Source organism: Peribacillus sp. FSL E2-0159 (genome assembly GCF_038643155.1).
Lineage (GTDB): Bacteria > Bacillota > Bacilli > Bacillales > DSM-1321 > Peribacillus > Peribacillus simplex.
Map to the genome: position 1 here is coordinate 4,913,802 of NZ_CP152053.1, position 26,428 is coordinate 4,940,229.

Sequence of the window (26,428 nt, forward strand, 5' to 3'; positions counted from 1 at the left end):
TACTAGACAACTACAAAATCATGGAGGGGAATCCAATGAGCAGATTAGATAATTATGAGATTCTAGATCAACTGAAATACATTGATGGCATTACCATTATAGATAATAAAGGGACAATCTTATTTACAATCAAATTTAATCCTATATTTCACTCTGAAATTCGCGAACGTGAGGAAATATTAGGAGAAAGCTTATTTTCTGTATTTCCTACGTTAAATGAAAAATCGAGTACGTTATTAAATGCACTGAAAACAGGTCGCCCTATTTTTAAAGGCAAGCAAGAAATTGTTGATTTTATGGGACGGAAAATTGAAACCACAAATATTTCTTTACCAATCAGAGCCCATGGGAAAATTATTGGTGCAATTGAATTATCGAAAGAAAGAAGTAAAGAAGATTCAATTCCAAATAATGCAATCGAGATAAATTCGGAAATGTTTAAAGGTGATAAACGATTACTGGAAAATATACGGCCAGAACGAGCAAAATATACGTTAAAAGATATTATTACTGATAATGAACAAATGAAAAATTTAAAGAGTTTAACCGAAAAAATCGCTAAAGGAAGCTCCCCCGTATTTATATATGGTGAAACCGGAACAGGAAAAGAATTATTTGCCCAATCACTGCATAATGCCAGTAATCGTGCAGAAAAGCCTTTCATTGCGCAAAACTGTGCAGCCATTCCGGAAGCCTTAATTGAAAGTATTCTGTTCGGTACTATAAAAGGAAGTTTTACAGGGGCAGAAAATAATCCAGGTTTATTTGAAATAGCGGAAGGAGGAACCATTTTTCTGGATGAGATTAACTCAATGCCAATTCATCTCCAGTCCAAGTTATTAAGAGTACTGCAGGACGGATATATTCGAAGATTAGGAGATAGAAATATTAGAAAGGTTGATGTGCGTATAATCACCGCCTCCAATAAACGCCCTGAAGATTGTGTAAAGGATAAAGATATGCGGCTTGATTTATATTACAGATTATGTGTAATGACGCTCAATATTCCGCCATTACGTGAACGGAAAAATGATATTAAGCCTTTATTGGACTTTTTCATCTCTAAATATAATGTGCTGCTGCACAAAAATATTACCAATGTATCCAAAGAAGTATATGACTTTCTCTTGAGGTACGACTGGCCAGGGAATGTACGGGAGTTGGAACATATTGTTGAATTTGCGATCAATCAAATAGATGAATGGGAAGATACACTTCAAATGAAAGATATTGAAGAGCGTGTGAAAAATTTCATTAGACATAGTGAAGAAGAGTTTCAGATTGAACCATTAAAAGATGCTGTTGCCAGATTAGAAAAGATCATGATCGAAAAAGCAATCAATCAAACAAAAAACAACGTATCGCAAGCAGCTAAATTACTCGAAATACCAAGACAGACTTTGCAAAATAAGATCAGATTGTACGAAATAGTGCCCAAAAGCTAACAATGGACAAATAAACGATGTAGAAAGTGCCCAAAATATAACATCCATTGCTTAAATATTAACAATTAAATCATTTTCACTATCTGAAATCGACTTTTTCATAAAGAGAAACGCTTATTTTCCGCATAAAACAGCGGAAAATGATGAGTTCTCTTGGCATACTTCTTGCTAAGTTTACAGATGTAACACAAAGCATTTCATTTCTATAAAAAATAGGAAGAAGGGGTATAGTTATGAAAATTGGTATGCCGAGGGAAATCAAAGCTGGAGAAGATCGCGTTGTATTTACGCCAATAGAAACTGCTGAGTTAGTTGGAGATGGGCATTGCGTGTTAATCGAGACAGAAGCTGGTTTGAAAGCTGGCTTCACTGATGAAGAGTATATTGAAGCAGGCGCACAAATCAGAGTGACAATGGACGAAATATTTAAGGAAGCTGACTTTATTGTAAAAGTTAAGGAAATTTCACCTGAAGAATATGAGCTGTTAAGGGAAAATCAAATTGTCTTCGCCTGCCTCCATCCGGCTTCAAACAGAGAAGAAGTGGATGTATTAATTAAGAAAAAAGTGATTGCACTTACGGCAGAAGATTCCCATAGATACGGTTCCCCGAATTGTGAAGTTGCAGGTAAATTAGGGGCTTTAATGGGAGCTTATCATTTGCTTAGTATAAATGGAGGAAACGGACAGCTTATATGCGGAATTGGCGGCGCATCGGGAGCGAATGTCTTGGTACTTGGAGCTGGAATTGTTGGAAAAGCAGCTACAGAAATTGTTTCCGCCTTAGGTGCTGACGTCACCCTGATGGACATTAATATAGGTACATTAAGGCATTGTCAAGAAATTTTTCCTAAGAATGTAAACACAATGATTTCCAATCAACAAAGTATTAAGAAAGTCCTTCAAGATATAGACTTAGTCATCAATTGTGTTAAATGGCCAAAACATAGAAAAGATCATTTAATTACCAGAGATATGCTAAAGATCATGAAAAAAGGTTCAGTGATTGTAGACATCAGTGCGGATGTAGGCGGGGCAATTGAAACCTATAAACCGACAACACATGCAGACCCCACTTATGTGTTAGATGGCGTAGTTCATTACGGAGTCGATAATATACCAGGAGCTGCACCGCATACTGCCTCTAAAGCCTACGCTGCAGCCGTGTTACCTCATATCCGGTCTATCGCGAACAACGGTGTAGCGGAGGCGTGTAGGAGAGATGGGTACTTAAGAAGAAGCTTAACCGTATATAAAGGCATTCTTACACATGAAGAAACGTGTGTCGTTCAAAGCAGGGAATTTACATTTCCGGAAGAAGCACTGGGTTTAACGGATCGCAATGATCTCGATTTTGTACCTAATGCTACAACTACAAAATTACCGATGAAAATGAGTTAGCCCATCAACTTTTTAATAAAGAAAGAAGTGTTAAGGGGGGAGAAAAATCCATGAATGAAGTTGAAAAAAAGGTTTCACTCAAGGTGGCATTGCTGACTATTCTTGTATTAATAACGGTTTTATCAATCGGCAACGGCATTTTGAAACTGCCTACTGATATAGTATTTATTGTCGCTACCATCGCCATTTCCATCGTTTTATTGACCCAGGGATTTAAAGGCAAGGAACTGCAGGAATACTTTGTTGATGGTTGTAAGAAATCATTGCTAGTCGTGTTGATTTTAATGAGTGTAGGAATGGTCATTGGTTCCTGGATTGTCTCGGGAATTGTCCCCTCCATTATTTTTTATGGGCTAAAATTATTGTCTCCCACCGTGTTTTTAGTATCAGGTTTTCTGATATTATGTGTTACGTCCTTTTTTATCGGCAGCGCTTATGCATCAGCAGGAACACTTGGGGTTGCATTTATGGGCATTGGCTATGGAATGGGAATACCACCGGCACTAACAGCAGGTATGGTTGTATCAGGGGCCATATTTGGAAATAAAATCTCGCCATTCGCCGACACTACAAACTTGGCAGTCGCTGTTACGGGTGTTGAACTCACGAGCCATATTCGGTCCATGCTTTATTCCGTTCTCCCAATACTGGTCATCAGTACAATCTTGTATGGAATTCAAGGAATGAAGTTTTCCCATAATTCGTTGGATGTGACCAAAATAGAATTAATTACAGATACGTTGTCTAAACACTTTGTGATTAGTCCCTTTTTGCTGCTAGTACCGGTTTTAACGATTTTATTAGCTGCAAAGAAAGTTCCTCCATTAATTGCCTTGTTAATATCAGCATTAGGCGGGGTGGTTGCTGCTGCCTTAATTCAAACAAATTATGATATAAACACCATTTTCACCGCATTATCTAAAGGGTTCCAAATACAGACCGGAGTGGAACAAGTCGACAACTTACTTAATAGAGGCGGTATAGCAAACATGATGCCGACTGTTACTCTATCCATTTTAATTCTCGGTTTTGGAGAGATATTACAAAGAACAGGTATTGTAAGTGCTATTCTAGGCAGCATTAAAAATGCGATCAAAAGTGCACGAAGTCTTGTTTTAACAACCTTATTCTCGGGATTAGTTACAGATATGCTTACAGCAAGTCAATATATGTCCATCATATTACCTGGTCAAATGTTTAAATCCGCTTATAAAAAACATAACGTTTCGCTAACCGTTCTTTCCCGAACGTTAGAAGATGGCGGAACCATGTTTTCCTATCTCGTTCCTTGGTCGTTAACGGCCATTTATTTATCAGGGGTATTAGGAGTCTCGACATTGGATTTTTTCCCGTATGCTTATCAAGCCGTCTTAACACCTATTCTTGCCATCATTTACGCACTAACAGGATTTGCAATATTTAAAGAAAAAGGAAATGTAAACGAGGATAAAGAACATCCAGAAGAAAAAACGTTTATGCAGAAAAAGATAAGCAATGATTGAACTACCCGCCACTTATCGACCTTACGGTCTGATTGAAGTGGGGGATTCCTAAGAACATTAGCCTATCGGCCAATTTTTAATTAGGCTACTCCCGTCGTTCCTACGGTTAGAAGCCTTATGGCTTCATTCATTAGATTGATTCCTGCGTTAATATCTCGATCGTGGTGAGAAGAACAAGAAGGACAATCCCATACACGAAGATTCAGATGTTTAACGTCTTTATTTTGGTACCCGCAGCCAGAACACAATTGGCTAGAAGCAAACGTTTTAGATACGGTCACGATTTGTTTACCATACCATTTTGCTTTGTATTCCAACATTTTTTTGAGTTGGGACCAAGATACTTCACTAATCGCTTTAGCTAGTTTGTGATCTTTCATCATATTGGACACTTGCAAGTCTTCCATTCCAATAACATCGTGGTTTTTGATGATTTCGGTAGAGACTTTATGTAAGTAATCCATTCGGGCATTTGAAATTTTTTCGTGTAGGATGGCCACTTTTCGTTTTTGTTTTTGATAGTTTTTGGCTTCAGCCAATGGGTTATTTCGATTCAAGGCTATTTCTTGTCGCCTTGAAAGAATCCGTTGTGCTTTGGCCAATTTTTTTTCGACCGTCCGGAAGAATTTTGGGTTTTGATAGACCGTACCATCTGAAAGAATCGCAAAGTTCTTCAAACCAACATCTACCCCGCACGAACGATTCGTTTTAGGATGTACTTGTACATCGGTTTCGGCTAAAACTGAAATGAAATATTTACCCGAAGGGTTCCGCCTGATTGTGGCATTGATGATTCGCCCTTCGACTTCGCGGCTTTTAGCAAAACGTACTAGACCGAGTTTGGGCAATTTGATTTGGTTTCCTATTATTCCGATATTTCCATTCGTATGTTTAGTCGTGTAGGACTGGACCGGATTCTTTTTCGATTTGAAGCGTGGTGACTTGTTTTGTAATATCGACTATAGGCATCTGCTAGATTTTCCACCGATTTCTGTAAGGCTATACTGTCTACTTCTTTCAGGAAATAATACTCTTTCTTTAAAGCTGGAAGTTCTTTGATTGTTGCGTATTTATTCAGAAAAGAACCTTTCCATTCATTAGAGGGTAATTGGCCGTTTTGCTTCATTTCTTCACAGATATACCAGTAGGCATCTTTCTCCTTCTGTTTTCCTAAAAAGAAGTTATAGACAAAACGGGAGCAGCCGATCGTTTTATTGATGAGAACTAGTTGTTCCTTCGTTGGATAGATTCGAAATTTATAAGTTTTGTTTACAACCATTGGTTTCACCCCCTTATAGTTATTATTAACTAGGGAACGTATGTTTGTCAAAAAGATTACTTTGGCTTATGCCAACCGCCATTCATCTCCCCCTTACCTTTGGGCTCTCGCCCTTCACACGCTTGAAGAGGGAGTCATCTGGCGGGAAATGATAAAAAACACTTTAGCTGACAGTCCCGCCTTAGTGGATTCTATGAGAAAAGATCGACCAGATTTTTACTGGTCGACCTTTTTTCCATTGTCAGTCCTCGTAATTTGATAACTGTTTCACGAATAAAACTCTATCTTGATTAAGTCCGTCATAGTCAGAGTGGACTGAAACACCATCTATTAATTTATCTCCCTCTTCAATTACAAATCCCATCTTGGTATGATAGGCAATTGAAGATTTGTTGACAGGAGACGTTACACAACGGACAATATTGCGACCATTTTGATTAACGACATTAAAAAATTGCTTGTATAAATGTCTTCCGATATCATTTTTCCTGTATTCAGGATGTACTCCAACAAAGTGAATATATGCCTCATCAGATTGAGATTGAGATAGAATCCCTATTAGGAAACCGACTATTTCCCCTTCCTTTTTGGCTATGAAACTTGTATTCGTAAAATGATCAAAGAATAACTTCGGCAACATATCAGACATTTGTCTTCCGCCCCACCACTCATTGATTAGTGGAGATATTGCATAGTAATCTGACCCTTTCACTGAACGAATTTCCATCCTTCTCCCCCTTTAATGATGTAAAAGTCTATTTAACTAATTTTATCATTAAGGTCATTTTCACGTTATTCATTCTATAACTATCCTGGCCCGATGCATAAAGAAAGAGCTGCCTTAAAGGCAGCACCGATCTTCACTTCATAATAACTGCAATAATCCCTATAATAATACACAGAATTCCACTCAAAAATTGCCCTAATCCTGAAGCTTCTCCCATTAGCATTAAATTGAATATGTTTTTACTTTTCCGGTTTTTCCCAAATAATCCATCATCTGTTTTCATACGATAAATACCCCAAACTATTAAAACAGCCCCAAAAATAAATAATACATTAAGCATTTATGTTCCTCCGTTGTTTGTTTAATATGTTCATCTTTGTGAAATGTATTATTTGTCATCCTCATCAAAAATAAAAGTTTCTTCAATTGATAAATTAAAAACTGAAGCTATTTTATACGCAAGTAACACAGATGGATTATACTTTTGTTTTTCTAATGAGATGATCGTTCTAGAAGATACACTTACTTTATCAGCTAATTCTTGTTGCGTTATTCCATATTCTATTCGCAATTCTTTTACTCTATTTTTCATAAATCCTCCGAATTAAAGGAAATGATTGTAATACTTTCTAGACCCAATTTGGCTAATTATTAATGAGACTAAGACAACAAATAATGCAGTATTTGTTGGGATAACGACATAATTAGTTATAAACATAAGAATAAAAATTTCGCACATCAGAATTTGCAAGGAAAAGCGAGCAACTTTCCCATCAATTAAAGCATCTCTTTCGTCGTACTCCTTCGATAGTTCCTTTTCTAGTGATTTATTCTTACCGGATGTTATGTAAGAAATTGTTGAGTACAACAAAATTATTCCACCTAGGAAGACTATGATATACCCAAAATTAAATCTTTGTGATGTATCGAGAATTATTTGAATGATTCCCAATATTATTATCACCGTTGAGACTAAAAAACGCTGTATGAATAGATTTTTCAATCATACCTCTCCTAACCACTTATTCACCTGGGGGTGAAGTCCCCTTCACATGAAGTTAACTTCACGTGAAGTTGATTTCATGTTAATCTGTTTCAAAACAAATGTCAAGGGTAAATACTGATTCAACAACTTTCAACTAACCTGCCCCGATGCATAAAGAAAAAGCTGCCTTAAAGGCAGCTCTGATCTTTGCTAATGCACCTGTTATTTTAACAAGGGGACATCCTTCATTTGAATACCTCGTCTATTTCATTTCTGTCGTAATCTAATATCCAATCGTTGTATTTATCATAAACATCTCTTATTGTTTCGGGCGAAGTCGCCAATAAATCACAACCCCTGTCATCATAAACGTGAAATATAGTTTTCCTGTTGATGTTTATAAAATAGACTCTATTAAAAATACTTGGCCTTATTCCCATATCTTGATTGCAGATTGCTTTTAACATATGAATGTATTTGAAGTCAGACGCTTTACATTTTAATGTAAATCTATGTGTTTTATAGGTTCCTTCTTCATCATCGTCATGAAAGGTTGTCTTTTGGTTTAACCGGTATAAGATCGACTTCTCTTTAATATACCGTGAAAAAGTATTTGATTTATGTTTAAAACCATCTGCATAATCGTTTACGTCAACTACGATATAAATATCATCGTTATGAGAATGCAAGGACTTGAATAAAGTGATAGCCCTTTTATATACTCCTTGTAAATATGGGCTATTTTCATAAGTATAATCACTATCATAGTCCACACCTAATTCAAACCGGATACCAGTTTTCCAACTATAAAACAAGGGTGGTCTAAGTTCTAAGTTCGGAAAATTCTCATTCATAAAATCGTTTAAAAGCATTTTTGCACCTCGTTAAGTTCCTTCATTATACCTTTCCATGTTAACATGCCCCTTTAGTTGCATAAAAAAAGAGTTGCTAAAACAACTCCCAGACTGTAGACAAACTCGATGAAAATCGAGTTTGTCTATAGTTTCTTTATGGTTTGTACAATTTGGACGTTGATTTCCCTTCCAGGCACTCGCTTTCCGCGGGCGGTCCGCCTTCGACGCGCTTTTCCCGCAGGAGTCTCGCACCTTCCTCTCCAATCAACTTTGTTATAAAATTTAGATAGAAATCATACCTGAGGAGCTGAAGGTATTGTTTTGATTTAGTTGGTTCGGGAACATCATTTGAAGTTACCTATTTTCTGAGATTGTTCGTTTCATTAAAACCTCATTTTCGTACATATCTCCCCAATCTCGCATTAGGTAAATAATAGGTTTTAATGTTTCCCCAAAAGCAGTAAGGGAATATTCAACTTTTGGAGGAATCTCCCGATATATTTCACGATGTACAATACCATCTCGTTCCAATTCCCGAAGTTGTAGCGTTATCATACGTTTTGTGGTATAGGGCATAAGTCTCCCTAATTCGTTAAAACGTTTAGGGCCGGAAATTAAGTTATATAATATGATCCCTTTCCATTTGCCTCCTATCACATCTACTGTAACTGCAACAGGACAAGCAGTGGTATCAGGACACTTTTCCGTTTTAAAGTCCTTCATATTGACACCCCAATCTTTTTAAGTATCAAATTGTATACTATATGACAAATTTGATACTATTCAACAAAAATGTGCGTACTTTTAATTTTATAATATATAAAGTATCATTGATTTTGCAAGCAAAGACTAAATATTCACTCTTTTCATACTGTTCATCATTAAAGATGTTATTAAAAAAATCGGATTAATGACTCCGGTGTTTTCATCCTTAACATGAATAGGTGATGAGACATTTTCCCATAAAATAAATAGGAGTGACTAAAGTGAAATCACAAATTATTCAATCTTTTGGTGCACCATCCGTATTTCAATTCAAAGAGATTTCAAAACCTGAACTAAAACCTGGACATGTACTTATTCAAGTCAGCGCTACAAGTGTAAATCCTATTGATACGAAAGTCCGTGCTGGTGCAGTTCCAGCCGTTTCCCCCGAGTTCCCAGCAGTATTACATGGGGATGTTGCAGGTTTGGTATCTGCAGTGGGTGAAGGAGTAACTGAGTTTAAAGTTGGCGATGAAGTGTTTGGATGCGCGGGTGGTTTTAAAGGGACTGGTGGTGCACTTGCAGAGTATATGCTAGCAGATGTTGATTTACTGGCTCACAAACCGAAAAATTTGACGATGGAAGAAGCCGCAGCTTTACCTTTAGTGGCCATTACCGCATGGGAAGCATTATTTAATCGGGCAAATCTTGTCCCTGGACAGGATATACTGATCCATGCAGCAACCGGCGGTGTAGGACACATTGCCATTCAACTGGCCAAATGGGGAGGCGCGACAGTCTATACAACTGCCTCTTCGCAAGAGAAGCTGGAGATTGGCACGCGTCTTGGTGCAGATGTAACTATTAATTATCGAGAAGAAAGCGTTCACGACTATGTACAAAAATATACAGACGGAAAAGGATTTGACGTGGTGTTTGACACGGTAGGGGGAGAAAATCTTGATCGCTCTTTTGAGGCGGCTGCGGTACATGGAACGGTAGCAGCCATTGCTGCCCGTTCGACTCATGACCTCTCCCTAGTGCATTCAAAGGGACTTTCTTTACATGTAACCTTTATGTTGTTGAAGATATTAAACAAGGACATGCATAAGCATTATGGAGAAATTTTGAAGAAGGTTGCCAGGTTGGTTGAGGAAGATCAGCTGCGTCCGCTTTTGGATTCAAACATGTTTACGTTTGATGAAGTCTCAAAAGCCCATGAGTACATGGAGTCAGGCGAGGCTATAGGAAAAATTGTTTTGAAAAATAATTGGTAATATCATATAAACATTTGAATGCCTCAACAACTTTATATTCATTTAAAAATAGACGGTACAGGAGAATCTCTATAGGATTCTAACTGTACCGTCTATTTCTATTTTTAATTACCGTAAAACATATACACCAACTTTTCTAGCGAAACAATTCTCTTTGCTTCACCATAGGGGGCTAAATGTAGAAAGTTAATCATTTATAAAATGCAACTAAACCTTTGCTCTCTGCATTATGGTTTCTAACTCTTGTATATCTAATAGATTACGCAAAAAAATGGTTAAAAAAATTCCAGAAGGTTTTCCAAGATTAACTGGCTTATTTTTAGTGGGTTTTGGTATAAAAACCGGAATTTAAATTAATTTACTAACACACCTAAAATGTGTTTCCGTTCAAACTGAACGGTTTTTTTCTTTATTTCAACATTTTTCTTTCATGTGAAACACTTTCTTCTTCAACTAACCTGCCCCAATGCATAAAGAAAAGAGCTGCTTAAAGACAGCTCTTTTCTTTGCTACTATTTATGATTATTTTCATATTTCGACATTAAGAATTCTGGCAAATCCTACTGGACACCATTACACAACCGGCCGATATTCTCGACTTCAACAACGACCTCATCCCCCGACTTGATCGGGCAGCTGCCAGATGGTGAACCCGTGGCCAAAATGTCACCGGGCTCAAGTGTCATCACCTGTGAAAGCCAGCTGATTAGAAACGGAATGCTTAGAGACATTTCATTGGTATTTCCGTCTTGGACAACGCGGCCGTTTAAAGTGGTCACAATCCGCAAATTAGTGGGATCTACCCCGGTAACGATGCACGGCCCCAAAGGTCCGAATGTATCAAATCCTTTGCCCCGCGTAAACTGAGGATCTTTTTTTGTAAGATCTCTTGCTGTGACGTCATTAAATATCGTGCAACCAAATACATAATCAAGCGCATCTTCTTCTTTGATGTTTTTTCCGCGCTTTCCAATGACCAGTGCTACTTCCCCTTCAAGCTCCACTTGATTGGATAGCTCGTTTGGAGGAAGGATAATTTTCTCCTTGTCTGCAATAAGCGAAGATAATGGCTTTAAAAATAGAAATGGTTCTACAAGGTTTGCCTCTCCCCCTGTTTCCTTTGCATGACCTGCATATGTCCAGCCGAAATTAACAACTTTCGAAGGTTTTACAGGTTCCAGAATTTTTACGTCACTATATTTCAGCTCTACCCCGTCAAACTTTACTTCCTTGTTGACAAGTTCAGCAAAACTGCTAGACAGTTGTAATATCATCTCATCCTCAACAATACCGTAATGTATTTTGCCCTGTTGATTCTGATAGCGAACTATTTTTTGTGTTTTTTGTAGCACATGCATTATGAATAAACTCCTTTGATGATTAAGATTACCTCAGATAATATAAAATCCGGTTCACCTATACTATAACATGCCTGTTCTTTTACGTGAAAAATGAGCTACCGCTGCAACTCCCTCTTCAGCTAAACCGACCCTTAGTTCAATAAGATTAAATTATTTAACTATGTATTTTATGGAACCTACAATTTATTTTTTATCTGTGTATTGCCTTATATAGGCTGCAATAAATATTCCGATTGGTAGTCCTAGTAATACATTCCCCATGAATTGTTCACTTTATTTCATGCAAACAATTAACTAATACACCCAAAACCAAGCCAATATAAAAGACTTGGTGCTTATTGATTATCTCAAAATATCAAAACTTTTGTACTGGTAATTCGTCCCTTATTCAGCTAACCTGCCTCGTTCGTGCACTAAGAAAAAGGCTACCTCAGCACCTCACTATTAGGTAATCCCGTTATCTTTAAAACTATTATTAGAAAAAGCTTTCCACTCACCATCTTTTTTTGTAACATTCCTCTCAAACTTTCCTGCGCCTTTAGTTGCATAAAGAAAAAGCTGCCTTAAGACAGCACAATTACTCAGCTAAGGCACCCATTATTTCTTTTATTCCCCAATAATAAAAATAGTGCCAACTTCTCTTTAATAGAAATCAGCACTTCATTTATTCTCTATACGTTATCGTGCCGCTTTTGGCGGTTGGCACACTTCACATTTACGTTGGTTATTATTTTTAAATTTCTTAAATGTTTTTTCAAAATTGCTGCCACATGTACATTTAAATAGTAACTTTTGAGAAAAACCGTGATATTCCGTCGTTAACAACTTACTTTCCGAATTGTTCTCAACAAATTCTTTAATTTTACCAATCGTCCATTGTTTATTCATTCTCTTACACCTCCATATTTTATCGTTATGCGGAGGCTTTTCTTGGCATCCGTTCAAAAATAGTAATTATCGTAAGTTATTCATTATAACATGAGCCGGCACTCAATTAAACAATGGAGGGCATCTTATTAAACTAACTTGCGCTTTAGTTCCATAAGAAAAAGCTGCCTAAAAGACAGCTACGATCTTCAGCTAACACACCTGTTAGTTGAGAATGTTTGCAAGGATGATTTATTTAATGGATAGCAGCCTTGCAAAGTCATCTGAACAAATTTACTGCCTTTATTATTTCTTCTTTAAATACCATGCTGATACAAATGTTCCACCTATTATAGCTGCTGCCCAGAATATAAGAGGCGTCATGTTTTCACCCAATTCAATCACCCACATTTTTTGTAATAGTTTACCTCAATATTTATACAATATTATAATAGCCCTTTTGTTTACACCTTCTAAATAAAATAAGCAATCTCCGGATTGTTGAAGATTTACCCGGAACATTGGTAAATCCTTTTCTCCCTCGTAGGAACGAGCTTTTTCAGTATTCCAATCTATTTTGAAAAATAAATTAAGGTTCGTGTTTAGGGGAGGTTAAATAAAAAACGGGGTTGGATAATCATTACATTCTTAAACAATTCCTATAATATTTTTTTTTGAGGTTTATATGTTATAACACCGTTATATGTCTTAAAAGCACTGCTAGATTACAAAAAAGTGCTTATGACACTTCAAAGTACGTACTTCTCAAGTGTTGTTCCTTGATGCAAAATAACAGTGAACAAATCACAGTATAGAAGGAGCTGCAACACTCTATGAATAATGAATCTCAACCTCCACGCAAAGTCGCCTTGGTCGTAGGCGCAAATGGTGTCATCGGTCGTAACCTCATAGATCACCTCATTACACTCCCTGATTGGGATGTGATCGGCGTATCGCGTCGAGGTGGAGAATCTGTCGGTCGTGTCCGGTATGTGGCTGCGGATTTACTAAATATAGACGACACCCGCGAGAAGCTAAGCAGTTTAACTGAGGTAACACACATCTTCTATGCCGCCTATCAGGACCGTCCAACTTGGGCCGAACTTGTTCCTCCTAACCTCGCCATGCTAGTGAACACCGTAGAAGCAATCGAACCAATCGCCTCGGGCTTAAAACATGTCAGCTTGATGCAGGGATACAAGGTATACGGTGCACATCTCGGCCCATTCAAGACGCCTGCTCGTGAGACAGACGCTAACCATATGCCACCGGAGTTCAATGTTGATCAGCAAGATTTCTTAGAACAAAGGCAAATTGGTAAGGCTTGGACTTGGTCGGCGCTCCGGCCTTCTGTAGTCTGCGGCTTCTCACTTGGAAATCCGATGAACCTCGCCATGGTTATTGCGATCTACGCCTCAATTTCGAAGGAGCTTGGACTTCCGCTGCGGTTTCCAGGCAAGCCTGGTGCTTACGACAGCCTCTTGGAGATGACAGATGCAGGGCTTCTCGCGAAGGCAACAGTATGGGCGGCGACTGAAGAGCGCTGTGCCAATCAGGCATTCAACATTACGAACGGCGATCTGTTCCGTTGGAATGAATTATGGCCCAAGATCGCTCACTACTTCGGCTTGGAGACGGCGCCTCCGCTGCAGATGTCACTGGACGTTGTCATGGCGGATAAGGAGCCGCTTTGGAACAAAATGGTCGAGAATCATGGGCTTGCTGGTCATTCCTATAAAGACGTATCCTCCTGGGGATTCGGTGATTTCGTGTTCTCTTGGGATTATGATTTCTTCGCTGACGGAACTAAGGCCCGTCGCTTTGGTTTTCACGAATACGTCGATACCGAAGCGATGTTTATGAACATCTTCGACGACTTCCGCAAACGCAAAGTCATCCCATAAACGAAGAGCCGGCCTTGTATATTGGGCCGGCTTCTTATTTGTTATGTACGTCTTCAAGCTGTGGTTTGGCTAAAACGACAGCCCTTCCTCTGTACTTTCTCTCTATATGCGAATCCCCCCACCTACACATCAGATGCAGGATCTCCTTTAGACTCCAGCCGTAATCTGTCAACTCATACTCGACTTTTGGTGGAACCTGATTGTAAGAAATTCGTAAGACGACACCTTCCTCTTTTAGCTCCCGAAGTTGCTGCGTTAACATTTTTTGAGTAATTTCAGGTATCAAGCTTTTCAATTCATTGTTACGTTTCTTGCCAAATGTTAGATGAAAGAGAATCACAGGTTTCCACTTTCCTCCAATCACCTCTAAAGTTGCCTCTACCGCAGTGTTGTAAATCTTATCAGGATTCTTCATTACCCACCTTGTCTCCCTTCTCCTACTATTTTGACACAGGTCACTGGTAAACATTGATGATTTGGAGACAATGAAGTCCGACTTTGAACATTATAACTGCAAGCAAAATATTGCGCTATCCAGCCCACATTAATTGTATATTCTCTTATTCAAGAATATGTCCCTTGAACAAAGATCAAGCAGCACTCTTCAGCTACCTGCCCCATCAGCGGCCATGAGAAAAGGCTGTCTAACCACAGCCTGACTATTACACCCTAAGTTAGTCTTCTTGTATCTATTTATGATCCATAAAAAATCATTAAAAACATTATTAATAGGTTTATTACTAACAATATCTTACCAAAGAGATTTTTTATAGCTAAAACAGAAAATACAATAGAAATCAAGAATGCAAAAATCGCTAGTTTAGGTGGGATATACACAACATCTAAAATGCTTGACATAGAAAAATAAAAAAGAAAAATGCTAATAAATATAAATATCATTGAAAAAATTAATGCTATCGTGATATAAATAAAAATCCTGAGTTTTTTCAGATGTTGTTTCTCATACCTATTATCAACCATTTTCCCTCCTGATATTAAGTTTGTTTAATCCTAAAAAATCAACCTTTACCGAATACTATTCTTTATCTGAACAATAAATACCTTCATCAAATATCCTGCCCCGTTAGTGCCATAAGAAAAGGCTGCCGCAGCAACCCTTTGTTAAACTATGTTTTTCTTTTGATATTTTCTTTCCTGCACATCTGCTTCTTGTTTCTTTCCGTTCGGTTCTTGAAACAAGACTTAAAACAACAAGTGCAAGTCAAGCAATGATCGATTTGGTCTGCTAATTTGGCAGTATATTAAGTAACTCTTTTTTAAAAGTCCTTTGACTTACCTTTCTTTTGTTTGGATAGGGCAGATAGGATGGATTGTTCGCCTTCCTCTTGATTTCCCAAAAATTTCTTAGTCAGACTTAACTTAAGAACAATTTTGTAAACGATCGTGGCTGAAACGATACTGATGATGGCTCCGACAATAACATCTGCTGGATAATGGACACCTACCCAAATTCGCGAAATACCTACAAGGACAGCTAAAATTCCCCATAAAAACCCCCAACCTCTTTTGAACAACCAGAAGGTTATACAAAATGAAAAAAATATGATCGTATGGTCGCTTGGGAAGGAATTATTGACTGCTTTTTCAACTAACTTATTAACGTTGGGCAACTCAGCAAATGGTTGATAATTCGAGTGGAATTGCGCTGCTATTTTCGCCAATATTTCCGAGACAACTAATGTAATAAATGCACAGATTACCATGATTCTATTTTTATTTCTTCGAGAAAACAAAAACATCAGGGCTGCCAATACTAAGAAAAAAATCATGTATTCAGCGATGAATACAAAGAAAGGATTTAAATCGGTGTATTGTTTACCTAGATTATTAATCATTCTAAACAATTTACTATTCATTTCGGACAAAACCATTGAAAAATTCCCTCCTGATTCTATTATCACTTTAACCTTTATTAAGCTCCATTATGTAAATAAGATGAACTTCAATTAAACCTATATTTTACATCTTTCAGACACAAAGTCCATCATCAACTTACATAATAAATGTATTCCAATCCTCAAATACAAATATGGTTATCTTGGGGATAAAAAAATTGTTCCTGCCCCTTTGTCTGATGGAGAAGCTCTTATGCGTGGATTTCAGGATAAAGTTCCAGGTCAGCCAGATTCTTTATTAACTCAGCATTTTGATTGAACGAAGTGCATTTCTGGTGAATAAGAAATATGATGAAGAAAATATGAGAATATGGTACTGTAACTCATACTCTCTTTTCTAAGAAACCAGGAATGCGTAAAGGCATGAGGCTTTGAAAGATGCAATGAATCATGAGGATAATTAACAGGTGGAAAATCCCCTAAAAGTTGAATATATAGGAACTAATAAATGATCAGTAAGTCGATTTATCAAAATATAGAACTAATTAAGATCTAGTGTATTTTTGGAATCAAGATTGATCAAAATTTCCTCCTGAACCCCCATATTAGCGAAAATACAAAGAATCCATTTTGAAAAAAGATTAATCGAAATGGATTCTTTTCCATAGATTACACTTCAATTTTGCGAGGTTAATTTTTTAACATCTTACATGTTTGCGTTTAAAACCAAGCTTTCCTTTATCGACTTCTTTTTGAATACTTTCGTAAGCATTTAGAAAACTGCTTTTTTTCTTGTCCCGTTTGACTTCTACTGTTCCTATTGCCTTTGCGGTCTCGGCTGCCATTTCATGGAGTGGCACATATGAAATCCCCACGGTGTATAGAAAATTATTCATAGCGGATTTCGTTCGTTCTGGCGAATCGTGAATCGTATTTTTCACAATTTCAAGCATATTGGAAATCTTGCTTTCTGAAAATTCAACATCTAGCCGATTCCCTAAAAGCCAGCAGTAGCAGCTCCAGCCCGCTGACATTCTCAGTTCTTCACCGCTTGCGATCCATTTATCAGCAACTTCTTGTGCAATATCTGACTCTGATAAAGTTACAGCCACTACAAAATCGGACAGCATATAAAAATACGCAGCATCAATCCAACGATCATAATCCGACTCAGTCATGGCTTTTGGGTCTGCAATAATGCCTGCAAAGTACATTGCATCGTAGTTCCCCGTGGAATAAAGCTCTTCAGCTAAACGTTGATCTATTTTTATTTTCTTTGCAATTGGTTTCATAGCGCCTGTAGCCACGCCAAAAAGCGGCTCATGCGCACCATTGGATATGTATATTTTTTTAGTTCGTTCCTTGCCAAGGGCTTCAAGCTCCTGCATAACCATTTCTAAATTCATCTTTTAGCACTTCCTTCTTTTTGAAGTTTTCCCCTAATATTTTGCCCATCAAATATATCACCATTATCCTATAACAAACTACCACTTGTCAGTAAAACTACCGTTTAAGCACATGAGTGATACGCAGGAATCCACTTAACAACGCTTAGAATCATGGGATTTCCCCTTTGTTCTTGTTCAACTAACCTGCCCCGTTTGAATTTATTTTCTTTTGGAACGCATACCTTTAAGTTTTGTAATGTCAACTTGATTAAGCAATTGGTTGTACATTTCACTCTTAGCATCATATATGGCAACTTTCCCTTGATTATTATAATGAATTCCCCAACCATGATTCTTTACCAAAGGAGAAGCTCTGAAGCAAGCCTTGGGTTTTGAAAAAAACTGTTCTCGAAGTTCAGCTACATTTTTCTCTTCTATTTGATTCTTGATCAAGTATGTTTTGAATTGTACGTCGTCTTGGGTAAATTTATATGGGTTATTATTAATTAAATCATGCTCTATATAAGCAATTGTGGGTTTTTCGTTTTTGATGACAGGTACCTTTGCTGAAGTAACTTTTGAATCCTCTGAAATGGTAATAAGTGTGTTCTTATAACTCATATAACAACCTCCTTATTAAGCAGTGTGATTATCTCATACCATATTATACCATCATCATCTTCCAGTATCCTGCCCCGTTAGTGCCAAAAGAAAAAGGCTGCCACAGCATTCTTCACTTCACTGAATTTACTTGTTTTAGTTCGTTAAGTTACAGCAAGAAAAAAGATTTATGGTTCATTCCATAAAATTGTCATCAAACCATGGAACAATTTCAATATAACAACTATTGCTATTAATGTACCGAACGCAGCTTTTCCCCAAAACCCTTTTTTCCAGTAAAGCTAGCATGAAAGAAACTATAAATACTGAAATCGTTATTAAGAAAATATGATTTCCAGTAAAATCAACAACAGGTGCTAAAACAGAAAAATTAGTTACTCATATCATCGATTCTCTTATTTTATCACCTGCACCGTAAAAGGTTTTAATAGCCCAAAAGTTTAAAAAGATGAGGATTCACATGAAAAAGGGTGAGATCCGAAGACCATCACCTCAACATTTGACGGAGAACAACAAAAACATGTGTGCTCCTTTTATCTTAATACTATGCCTGAATGCTTGACTGTTCGGTTTGAGCTTTCCATTCTTCCTGACGGAACTCTTTTTCCCACTTGGAAACCACAATACAAGCGAGAACATGTCCAGGAGTATTACAAGCAGTACGTGCCATATCCAGCACACGGTCAATGCCTGCTATAATTGCAACGCCTTCTGCAGGAAGCCCTACTGCTGAGGCTGTGGCTAAAAGGACAACCAACGAACCGGATGGAACAGCAGCAATTCCTTTTGATGTTGCAACAAGAACACCCATTACAACCAACTGTTGGCCAAAATCCATCGGGATGCCATATGCTTGTGCCAAGAAAATGGAGCAAACAGAAAGGTACAAAGTCGAACCATCACAATTCAGTGATAGCCCAGAAGGAATAACGAATGAAACAACACGTTTCGAACAACCGTATGCCTCCATTCGATCCATTAACTGAGGCAGAATGGTTTCCGTACTTGTTGTAGAAAAAGCGATAAGGAACAAATCCCATACCATTCGAAACACTTTAAAATAAGAAATCTTCAAAAACCAAGAAATTATTGGAAACAGAACGAAAATAACAATAGCAAGCCCAAGATACACAACCCCAATCAACTTTGCCATAGGGATTAAAAGGGCGATACCATATTGACCTACAGAGGCTGCCATTAGAGATAGTACACCAATCGGTGCGGTTACCATGACCATTTGTGTCAGTTTAAACATGATATTTGCAACTGATTCCATAAACTTCATTGCCGGCTCTGACTTTTTCCCAATTGCTCCAGCAGCTGCACCAAATAAAATTGCGAAGAATATAACAGCTAATAAATCACTTTTTGCCATCGCATCAACAATGTTGCTTGGAATGATGTTAACAAGCATCGTTTTAAAATCGACAACTTTAGTAACGCTTTCATTTAATTGTGTTATATCTTTCTGGGCAAGATGGGACAAATTAAGCCCAGCACCAGGCTTTAAAATGTTAACAAGTAAAAGACCAATACCTAGAATCAGAGTGGTAATAAACTCAAACCATATAATTGTTTTAAGTCCTAATGAACCCATTTTTTTCATGTTTCCGTCGCCTGATGACCCAATGACAATAGTAGTGAAAACAATAGGCACAACAATCATTTTAATGAGATGAATAAAAGCGTCGCCAATTGGTCTTAAAGATTGGCCAAGTTCAGGAAAAAAATGTCCGATAAGTGCTCCAATAACCAATGCAATTAACACTTGAAAAGCAAAAAACTTTTTCATAGGTTGTCCTCCCTGAACGAAAGATTAATAGCATCATCACACAATAAATCTTCTTTTGACTATTTAATGAGAAAGAAGAAATAGCTTTAAAAAATTGTTTCTGCATATTTCATAGCTAACCCCCAATGTAAATAAATTTGTAAATATAGAAAATACTGTATCATCTATTTGTGATTCAGTAAAATACTGAATTACTATAAAGGTATAAGAATAAATTATTAATCCCGTTCGAGTAATAAATGCACTTCCAACATAAAAAAGGGCAGTGGTAATCAATTTTAGTAAATTATACAAAAATATTTAGCTTTAATTTATATTAGAAACCTTTCATATAAAAAGCTACCCATTAAGAATGAGTAGCAAGTAATACTAGTTATTTGAAAATAATTTGTAGTTTTCCATATACTTTGCCAGAAGAATATCCATCTTTCACATCAACATAAAATTTACCCATTCTCATATCTGTGAATAATGTCTTTCCACCTGCTAAGCTATGATAGCCTGTGCACTTTCCAGTACTAGCATTGCAGAGACGAGACCATACGTTACTATAATTAGTCAATAACTTACTTCCAGAAGAGGTCTTTAAATAGATTGGGGAAACTAGTTCTACCTCTAAGTCACTGCCATTGTTAGGATTACCAATTTCACCATCCCATTTTCCATCTTCTGTTTGAAAAGAATACTGAGGAACACTTGCTTGTGCAGAAGAAGTACATAATAACATTCCACCTGCCAGAACCAACACAAAGGTACTTAAGATTGAAAATAAGCTTTTTATGTTATTTCCTCCTCCAATCTTTATCCCTTCCATAATATCAGAATAAACTGACTATTAAAATAGTTAAAAATAACCAAAGCTTCTTAGTTTCAAACACCTTTTGGTTACGTCAAATTCATCAATCACACTACTATATTTCACCTATAATTCAAACGAATTTCTTTGTTGAATTTTACTCCCATTAAGTACTACAAAAAGAATAATTTCATCACGAATGACCATTTTCCTTATTCAACAAAGCTGCCTAAAGACAGCTCCAATCTTAAGCTCACGCACCTTTTTGTTTAAGAACATCCTTTCATAAACTTGCTAAATGCCTAGGTTGTTTACATTTTTATTGACTAACACGCATGTAGTTAGTGCAATAATGCAGTTACGCAACCATCGGGCGGTATTTGTATAAACCAGTTGTATAAACATAAGCAAATGCCCTCATAATGAAAGAATCTCCAACAGAATGCTGGAGGATTCTTAAGATTATTTTTTAAAACTTATCCGGAAACTGCTTTACAACTCCCGCAGAGATAGTGTCTGCCATTAGAATAATATGTGTGACCCCATCGTCAATTGAAACGATCCTTGCGTTCCAATCTTTTGCTAAGCTTGCAGTTAAATCATTTGTCACTAATTTCAGATGCATATACAGCAAATTTTTTAGATCTTCATTTTTCAAATAGGGGTTGGCACTGCTAAGAAAAGCTGCTATTTCATCAGCATTTCTATACCATTCTTTGTTTAGCTGTTGCACCAAGGCATTATTTCCGCTTTTAGCCGCATCTACAATCTTTCCCGCAATAACAATATGCTCCTTAAGCAGATCCGTAAGCTTGTTCCCGGCTTTCTCTCCGTATACTGGCTTTACAGCATTACCAATATCCTCCTGATTCTTCAGAAGCCTAGCCAGTACTTGTTTTTGATCCTCCGCTCCAGCTGTTGTTGCACTTGTAATATAATTACTTGTCCACAATACGTGATCAATCCAAAGTCTCCTGAATTCATTTTCGAACTTTACTTCAGATTGGCTAATACGTTGTACCTGCGGTTTAGCGTATGCACTGGTTGTTCCAGCCACCATGTTTAGAGGAAATAAAAAAATAAATCCCATCAATAATAATTTTTTCATATAACCATCTCCTTCCAAAGTTAAAAACACCTTTTTATTATTGATAATATGGAATTTTAATATTCATAATAATGGTTCTACTTATCCTGTTGATCTGTAAATAAGTGGCTTTTAAATGAAGGAGCAAAAAACTAGGTTATTCCTTATGGAACTATCCGACCCGTTAGTTCCATAAGAAAAAGAGCTGCCAAAGCAACTCTCTTATTGAAGTAAAGCAACCGATAGTGGAAGAATGAAATCAAAGCCTTCCCCAAGTGTTCCGTTCTCAAACTTAAATTTAGCTATTTGTGAAAAATTAGACCCTTAGCGAGCCACGGAACCCTCTGGCAGCATAGTAAGAGTCCGCACCGTTGTGATACACGAACACGTGTCCGTAGCGACAATCGCAAAAAAGGGCACCGCCGAGTTCTCTAATATCAGATGGTGTTTGCACCCAGCTCGACGTTTTCAAATCGAAATTTTCAAATTTCTGCATCGCTCGATACTGTTCTTCCGTTAATAGTTCAATGCCCATGGCAGTTGCCATATCAATAGCGTTATTTTCTGGTTTATGTTTTTTTCTTGACTCCAGCGCTTCACGGTCGTAACAAACACTTCTTCGACCTTTAGGACTCTCCGCTGAACAATCATAAAAAATGTATTCGTCCTTCTGTTTGTCATAACCAACAACATCCGGTTCACCGCAAGTTCTTTGCATTTCATTGAGCGACCACAGTTTTTCAGTATTAGCTTCCAGCTTTGCTTCGACTTTAGCCCATTCAAGACCTTTATGGCGGTTCAAGTTTTTCTCAAAACGGGCTTTCAATGCTCTGAGTAATTCTTCACGTTGTTCAAGTGACAACTCCTTTTTCTTGCTGACCTTATTACTATTTGTCATGTTAGTTTCCTCCTTATTGTTAATGGTTTAAGTATATATAAATTTTTGTGTTAAAATAAATCGTTTTCTTAAACTATTTGGAAGAAACACGATATTAGTGCTGATTATGTTTTTCATCTTTAACTAAACTGCCCCTTTAGTTCATTAAGGAGGTAAATAAACAGTCTGATAAATTTAGCAAAGCTGTCACCTTGGAAGCAACGTACCTGTTAGTTGATGAATAAAATATTCAATTACTATATGTACCCTCACTATAATGGTTTCCAATTTGGGGCCTTTATATCGGACTTATTTGGCTTTCTTACATACTGCAAACTTCTTTCACCTTTCGCCCCAAACTTTATAAAGTTTTGTTGTGCTTCTCTAAAGGAAACATAATTTGCTCCATCCTCATCAGGATATTCATATTGGTAACCATCATCTTCCCAAAAGCAGATATCACAAATATCAAACGTTCCTGGAGGTTCTTCATCTAATGTTTTATATCCACAGCAAGGACAAGTATATTTCATACAATCACCTCTTAATTGTTTGTTTTTCTTTTTTTTAATTAAACATAATTCTTCAACTAACCTGCCCCTTTAGTTCCATAAGAAACTCCTATGGCGGCGCTCCTCGCCGCCACCATCTACTACGAAAATCTAAACTCAAAAATAGAGTCTAACCCATTAACCCCTTGACGATAATGGATGATAACAATACACCCAGGCTGAACTTTTTTTGGTGGATCTTATGGAAGATACCCTGTATAAGAAACTGGTTGTGACAGTATTGAAGAACCATTTAGTGTACTGCTAGTACGTATACAAAAATTTTTGTAACAAATCTCCTGTCATATGTATTGTTAATCTTTTATTGAGGTGATTCTCCTATGGAAGCAATGATTGAACGGTGTGCTGGCCTAGATGTACACCAAGAAACAGTAGTAGCCTGTGTATTATTTGGTCCATTAGATAAAAAGCCAAATACCTCTATTGAAACTTTTTCAACTACAACAACAGGACTCTTGGCTTTAAGTGATTGGTTAACTACCCTTCGGGTATCCGATGTTGTGATGGAAAGTACTGGAGTCTACTGGAAACCAATATGGAATATACTCGAAGATTCTTTTCACCTTGTTCTTGCCAATGCCAGACATGTCAAAAATGTTCCAGGGCGTAAAACTGATGTGAAAGATGCCGAATGGCTTGCCAAGCTTCTAAGATGCGGACTTATTGAAAGCAATTTTGTTCCACCGGAGGATATTCGTGATTTACGAGATCTTACTCGTTATCGAAAAAAATTGATTCATCATCGCACCTCAGAGCAGAATCGCATTCACAAAATTCTTCAAGATGCTAATATCAAGCTAACATCCGTACTATCAGACATTTTTGGTGTATCGGGACGCCGTATCCTTGAAGCGATTCTAAACGGTGAAAAAATAGAGACCGATGGTCTTCGAAAAATGGTGGATTGGCGAACAAAAGCAAGTATTACTGACATTGCCAGTGCAATTAATGGTCGTATTCGCCGTCATCATCGTGATATGTTGCGTTACCATTGGGAGCATATGAGTTATTTAGAAAAAGCCATAGAAGAATTGGAAAAACAAATCGATCAACTCCTGTCCCCCTATCGTAAAGAAGTAGAATTATTGGATGGAATACCTGGTGTGAACAAAGCTGCCGCAGCTACTTTTATTGCAGAGATGGGCGTTGATATGTCCGTATTTAAGTCAGCTAAACACCTTGCCTCTTGGGCTGGTGTGAGTCCCGGAAATTACGAAAGTGCTGGTAAAAAAAAACGAGTAAAACCACACAAGGTAACAAAGCTTTAAAAACGATGGCTGTAGAGTGTGTACTAGCGACATCAAGGCAAAATAATCGAATTGCTTCACATCGAAAAAGGATTACCAAACGGCAGGGAAAAATGAAGGGACGAATCGCTTCTGCTCATTTACTATTAACGATTGCTTACAACATCTTAAAAACAGGGGAACCCTATCAAGAACTAGGCTCAAATTACCTTGAAGAAAAACAAATGAACAAAGAATTAAAAATGATCGAATACCTAAAAAAGAAAGGCTATACAATCGCTCCATCTGAACAACAAACTGCATAACCAGTTAAAATAACGACATAGTACATTTACGTCCATCAAAAAAATTAGAATATGGTGGGCTTATTTTAGTATGGCCTTTCACGAATATGTTTTCATACAAAAAAGCTGCCTTAAAGACAGCTCCGATCTTGAGCTAACGCACCCGTTAGTTGAAGAAGAAGAAGAGGAAGAGGAGCTTTTTCCACAATCGCGCCCGATAATTGAATATCAATCAGCTTCTATTAACTTGTATAATTGGATATCCCTCTTGAATTACCATGCACTTTGATATTCCAAAAATGTACTCTAATATTAATTATTTAAAGCTAGTTGCATATGTGCAAAATGGTGGTTACCATGCCATGCGTAAAGTGCGATACTTTGTTCAATTCGCATTTTACTACCATCAGGATATTGATATGTAAGCTGTAATTGGGGAGCTGTTAAGTAAATATGTCCAGCGTTCATGAAGACTTTCCAATAGCTGCAAAGAAACTTTAACAGGCAGATCATAATCTGTTAGCTTTGCCCATTCACTTTCTTCATACGTTTTAACCACTGGATTTTCTTTCGTCAAAGCTAATTTCATTCGCATATAACCATTTAGATGGCTATCGACAATATGATGAATAAGCTGACGTACATTCCAGCTATTTTCCCTATATGTTTTTGACAATTATAATTCATCAAGGGATACAGTTAGCGTACTCAAACGACTAGGAAGTGTGGAAATTATTATGTCGTTTGTTAACTTCAATTGTAATGAACTCCGGTAAATAGCTGGGAGTACATCCTTTTGCTACTATTTCATCTTTGTAAAGACCCGTTTTCTCACCAAGTTTAATACAACGTGCACGATTCTTTTCATCATAAACGCCTATCCAGCCTGCGGTGAAATTCATAGCCCATTGAACTTCCGGTTCTTCCTGCGTAATATTAGCTTCTAATGCAGATAGCAAGTATGCGGTGTTATCAGGCGGTGTTTGTCCAGTCCATCTCAATCGCCCTTGATAATACCAGAAAGCTCGCCTTTGCAGAGCAGAAGGACTATTTTCCCATGACTCCATCAATGCAATTTTCTTCTTGTCTTTGGTGAGCTGATTAGCCATTAACCAATCCATTAAGTTATTTCGCTCATCAAAAGTGTGAGTCTGCATATCCTTATCAAGCTTATTTAGCACCTCTTGTGAAAGAAGTTTTTTGTCCATAATTAAGATTGCTAATAGTCTGGGCAAAAACTCTTCGGTTGACCAAAGTTCCATAGCTAGTTCGTGATCTTTTTTAATGTCCTTCGCGATTTTTCGTAAGTCGCCTAGCTTAGTTTTACTATTGATCTGAGGTAGAATGTTTTCTGCTTTTGAAAAGCGTTTTATTTCTGTACCATTATTTTCATTCATTTTATACAACTCCTTTATTAAAGCACTGTTTCATAATATGTCCTTGACGGGATATATCAAGAACTTAATTTCGTTATAAGTCTTATTGCAGTGGTGTGCCTCCAAAGTTAATATTGGAGTATATATCGTATTAAAGCTTTCTCCACCTATAATAGAAGAGCAACCATCTTTAATATAATAATAACATTTACTTCCTTTTAATTGG

25 protein-coding genes and 2 pseudogenes are annotated in these 26,428 nt (G+C 37.2%); 8 read left to right on the top strand and 19 right to left on the bottom strand.

Going from position 1 to position 26,428, the window contains the following annotated elements; all coding sequences use genetic code 11:
• Positions 1 to 35 precede the first annotated feature (35 nt).
• The 3 genes from NYE63_RS24000 (at position 36) to nhaC (ending at position 4,347) form a co-directional block, all read left to right on the top strand.
• On the top strand, positions 36 to 1,445 hold the full coding sequence (locus tag NYE63_RS24000) for a sigma 54-interacting transcriptional regulator (protein ID WP_342603035.1): 1,410 nt from the start codon (positions 36 to 38) through the stop codon (positions 1,443 to 1,445).
• A gap of 233 nt (positions 1,446 to 1,678) precedes the next feature.
• Complete coding sequence (locus tag NYE63_RS24005) at positions 1,679 to 2,845, top strand: alanine dehydrogenase (protein WP_342603036.1); 1,167 nt, start codon at positions 1,679 to 1,681, stop codon at positions 2,843 to 2,845.
• Positions 2,824 to 4,347 (top strand): Na+/H+ antiporter NhaC, encoded by a 1,524-nt coding sequence (gene nhaC, locus NYE63_RS24010; protein ID WP_342605861.1) that lies wholly within the window; start codon positions 2,824 to 2,826, stop codon positions 4,345 to 4,347. Before NYE63_RS24005 ends, nhaC begins: the two co-directional genes overlap by 22 nt.
• A gap of 80 nt (positions 4,348 to 4,427) precedes the next feature.
• Here nhaC and tnpB read toward each other — a convergent pair.
• The 6 genes and pseudogenes from tnpB to NYE63_RS24040 form a co-directional block, all read right to left on the bottom strand.
• Positions 4,428 to 5,626 (bottom strand): annotated as a pseudogene (tnpB, locus tag NYE63_RS24015) (IS200/IS605 family element RNA-guided endonuclease TnpB).
• A gap of 241 nt (positions 5,627 to 5,867) precedes the next feature.
• Entirely contained in the window at positions 5,868 to 6,353 is a 486-nt protein-coding gene (locus NYE63_RS24020) for a GNAT family N-acetyltransferase (RefSeq protein WP_342603037.1), read from the bottom strand.
• Positions 6,354 to 6,486: 133 nt separating this feature from the next.
• Entirely contained in the window at positions 6,487 to 6,693 is a 207-nt protein-coding gene (locus tag NYE63_RS24025) for a hypothetical protein (protein ID WP_063235834.1), read from the bottom strand.
• Positions 6,694 to 6,741: 48 nt separating this feature from the next.
• The gene (locus NYE63_RS24030; RefSeq protein ID WP_063235833.1) at positions 6,742 to 6,945 is read right to left on the bottom strand and encodes a helix-turn-helix transcriptional regulator; all 204 of its coding nucleotides are present in this window, start codon (positions 6,943 to 6,945) and stop codon (positions 6,742 to 6,744) included.
• Between the two features lie 638 nt (positions 6,946 to 7,583).
• Entirely contained in the window at positions 7,584 to 8,210 is a 627-nt protein-coding gene (locus NYE63_RS24035) for a DUF3885 domain-containing protein (RefSeq protein WP_342603038.1), read from the bottom strand.
• 336 nt (positions 8,211 to 8,546) lie between these two features.
• Positions 8,547 to 8,915, bottom strand: coding sequence for a winged helix-turn-helix transcriptional regulator (locus tag NYE63_RS24040; RefSeq protein WP_342603039.1), 369 nt, complete (start codon positions 8,913 to 8,915; stop codon positions 8,547 to 8,549).
• Positions 8,916 to 9,178: 263 nt separating this feature from the next.
• On the opposite strand from NYE63_RS24040, the gene NYE63_RS24045 reads away from it, so the two are divergent.
• Both NYE63_RS24045 and NYE63_RS24050 read left to right on the top strand, forming a co-directional pair.
• Positions 9,179 to 10,174 (top strand): zinc-dependent alcohol dehydrogenase family protein, encoded by a 996-nt coding sequence (locus NYE63_RS24045; protein ID WP_342603040.1) that lies wholly within the window; start codon positions 9,179 to 9,181, stop codon positions 10,172 to 10,174.
• Between the two features lie 117 nt (positions 10,175 to 10,291).
• Positions 10,292 to 10,526, top strand: a pseudogene (locus tag NYE63_RS24050) (hypothetical protein); the annotation flags it as partial.
• A 208-nt stretch (positions 10,527 to 10,734) separates the two neighbouring features.
• Here NYE63_RS24050 and NYE63_RS24055 read toward each other — a convergent pair.
• Both NYE63_RS24055 and NYE63_RS24060 read right to left on the bottom strand, forming a co-directional pair.
• On the bottom strand, positions 10,735 to 11,532 hold the full coding sequence (locus NYE63_RS24055) for a fumarylacetoacetate hydrolase family protein (RefSeq protein ID WP_342603041.1): 798 nt from the start codon (positions 11,530 to 11,532) through the stop codon (positions 10,735 to 10,737).
• Positions 11,533 to 12,213: 681 nt separating this feature from the next.
• The gene (locus tag NYE63_RS24060; protein ID WP_342603042.1) at positions 12,214 to 12,423 is read right to left on the bottom strand and encodes a hypothetical protein; all 210 of its coding nucleotides are present in this window, start codon (positions 12,421 to 12,423) and stop codon (positions 12,214 to 12,216) included.
• An 812-nt stretch (positions 12,424 to 13,235) separates the two neighbouring features.
• Here NYE63_RS24060 and NYE63_RS24065 point away from each other — a divergent pair.
• Positions 13,236 to 14,306 (top strand): SDR family oxidoreductase, encoded by a 1,071-nt coding sequence (locus tag NYE63_RS24065; RefSeq protein WP_342603043.1) that lies wholly within the window; start codon positions 13,236 to 13,238, stop codon positions 14,304 to 14,306.
• Between the two features lie 34 nt (positions 14,307 to 14,340).
• Here the strand turns inward: NYE63_RS24065 and NYE63_RS24070 are convergent, their stop codons facing one another.
• From NYE63_RS24070 to NYE63_RS24110, 9 genes are all read right to left on the bottom strand, one after another.
• Positions 14,341 to 14,721 carry a helix-turn-helix domain-containing protein gene (locus tag NYE63_RS24070; RefSeq protein ID WP_342603044.1) on the bottom strand — a complete coding sequence of 127 codons (381 nt, stop codon included), beginning with the start codon at positions 14,719 to 14,721 and terminating at the stop codon, positions 14,341 to 14,343.
• An 862-nt stretch (positions 14,722 to 15,583) separates the two neighbouring features.
• Complete coding sequence (locus NYE63_RS24075) at positions 15,584 to 16,198, bottom strand: undecaprenyl-diphosphatase (RefSeq protein ID WP_342603045.1); 615 nt, start codon at positions 16,196 to 16,198, stop codon at positions 15,584 to 15,586.
• 662 nt (positions 16,199 to 16,860) lie between these two features.
• Positions 16,861 to 17,568, bottom strand: a complete 708-nt coding sequence (locus NYE63_RS24080) for a DNA alkylation repair protein (protein ID WP_342603046.1) — start codon at positions 17,566 to 17,568, stop codon at positions 16,861 to 16,863.
• Between the two features lie 201 nt (positions 17,569 to 17,769).
• Positions 17,770 to 18,171, bottom strand: a complete 402-nt coding sequence (locus NYE63_RS24085; protein ID WP_342603047.1) for a DUF6157 family protein — start codon at positions 18,169 to 18,171, stop codon at positions 17,770 to 17,772.
• 544 nt (positions 18,172 to 18,715) lie between these two features.
• On the bottom strand, positions 18,716 to 19,963 hold the full coding sequence (locus NYE63_RS24090; RefSeq protein WP_342603048.1) for a cation:dicarboxylase symporter family transporter: 1,248 nt from the start codon (positions 19,961 to 19,963) through the stop codon (positions 18,716 to 18,718).
• 373 nt (positions 19,964 to 20,336) lie between these two features.
• A complete protein-coding gene (locus NYE63_RS24095; RefSeq protein WP_342603049.1) occupies positions 20,337 to 20,777 on the bottom strand; it encodes a hypothetical protein in 441 nt (146 codons plus the stop codon).
• A gap of 451 nt (positions 20,778 to 21,228) precedes the next feature.
• Positions 21,229 to 21,867, bottom strand: coding sequence for a glycosyltransferase (locus NYE63_RS24100; RefSeq protein ID WP_342603050.1), 639 nt, complete (start codon positions 21,865 to 21,867; stop codon positions 21,229 to 21,231).
• 295 nt (positions 21,868 to 22,162) lie between these two features.
• Positions 22,163 to 22,744, bottom strand: coding sequence for a DUF4256 domain-containing protein (locus NYE63_RS24105; protein ID WP_342603051.1), 582 nt, complete (start codon positions 22,742 to 22,744; stop codon positions 22,163 to 22,165).
• Between the two features lie 251 nt (positions 22,745 to 22,995).
• Positions 22,996 to 23,256, bottom strand: a complete 261-nt coding sequence (locus tag NYE63_RS24110) for a CPCC family cysteine-rich protein (protein WP_342603052.1) — start codon at positions 23,254 to 23,256, stop codon at positions 22,996 to 22,998.
• Positions 23,257 to 23,615: 359 nt separating this feature from the next.
• Between NYE63_RS24110 and NYE63_RS24115 the strand changes: the two genes are divergently transcribed.
• Together NYE63_RS24115 and NYE63_RS24120 are read left to right on the top strand one after the other, a co-directional pair.
• On the top strand, positions 23,616 to 24,563 hold the full coding sequence (locus tag NYE63_RS24115) for an IS110 family transposase (RefSeq protein ID WP_342602057.1): 948 nt from the start codon (positions 23,616 to 23,618) through the stop codon (positions 24,561 to 24,563).
• A gap of 5 nt (positions 24,564 to 24,568) precedes the next feature.
• The gene (locus NYE63_RS24120) at positions 24,569 to 24,847 is read left to right on the top strand and encodes a hypothetical protein (protein ID WP_255264142.1); all 279 of its coding nucleotides are present in this window, start codon (positions 24,569 to 24,571) and stop codon (positions 24,845 to 24,847) included.
• Positions 24,848 to 25,232: 385 nt separating this feature from the next.
• Here the strand turns inward: NYE63_RS24120 and NYE63_RS24125 are convergent, their stop codons facing one another.
• Positions 25,233 to 25,502, bottom strand: a complete 270-nt coding sequence (locus NYE63_RS24125) for a DinB family protein (protein ID WP_342603053.1) — start codon at positions 25,500 to 25,502, stop codon at positions 25,233 to 25,235.
• 40 nt (positions 25,503 to 25,542) lie between these two features.
• Positions 25,543 to 26,223, bottom strand: a complete 681-nt coding sequence (locus NYE63_RS24130; protein ID WP_342603054.1) for a DNA alkylation repair protein — start codon at positions 26,221 to 26,223, stop codon at positions 25,543 to 25,545.
• Positions 26,224 to 26,428: the final 205 nt, after the last annotated feature.